This window comes from Oleiphilus sp. HI0123 (assembly GCF_001635315.1).
The window spans coordinates 1-889 of record NZ_LWGE01000336.1 but is presented as its reverse complement, the minus strand read 5'-3'; the positions used below and the strand labels follow the sequence as shown (position 1 = coordinate 889).

The 889-nt window shown below is 48.8% G+C and carries 1 protein-coding gene; it reads left to right on the top strand.

The features are described from left to right. Nucleotides 1-889: IS21 family transposase (gene istA, locus A3761_RS03200; RefSeq protein ID WP_156491549.1), on the top strand; the 889-nt coding region annotated here is incomplete at both ends.

Genomic DNA, 889 nt, shown 5'->3' with positions numbered 1-889 from the left:
ACTTCCAATAGAGATGACTGACAATGAACTAGAACGTTTATTATTCCCCGACGCCAAGATCAATACGCGCCATGGTCGGGTTATGCCTGATTGCGCTGCCATTCACCAAGAACTCAAGCGCAAAGGCGTTACCAAGCAATTGTTGTGGGAGGAATATAAGCAAATACATGGCGACGCGGGCTATCAGTATTCGCAATATTGCGGCTACTATCGTGAATGGCGTTCTAAGCAAAAGCGCTCCATGCGCCAGATTCACCTTGCCGGTGAAAAAATGTTTGTGGATTACAGCGGGGCCACGGTACCTATCGTTAACCCGGATACTGGCGAGATCCGTTCAGCTGAGATCTTTGTAGCCATACTTGGCGCGAGTAACTACACCTTCGCAATGGCGTCATGGACGCAACGCAAAGCCGACTGGATTAACGCACATGTGAAAGCCTTTGAGTTCTTTGGCGGCGTACCGGAGATCGTTGTGCCTGACCAGTTACGCAGTGCTGTCAGCAAGCCAGCTCGTTATGACCCCGGTATCAATGTGAGCTACCAGCACATGGCATCACATTATAAAACGGCGATCATTCCCGCTAGGCCACTCAAGCCCAAGGATAAAGCAAAAGCAGAAAACGCGGTATTGATCGTGCAGCGCTGGATACTGGCTCGACTACGACATCAAACCTTCTTCACGCTGGCAGATCTAAATCAGACTATTAAGGTCTTGCTAGATGACCTTAACCGCCGTGCCTTTAAGAAACTACCGGGTTCCCGCTTAAGTCAATTTGAAGCCTTGGATAAGCCAGCGCTTAAATCGCTTCCCGCGAAGCATTATGAGTATGTCGAGTTCAAACTTGCACGCGTTAATATCGACTACCACATAGAGTTCGACAAGCATTAT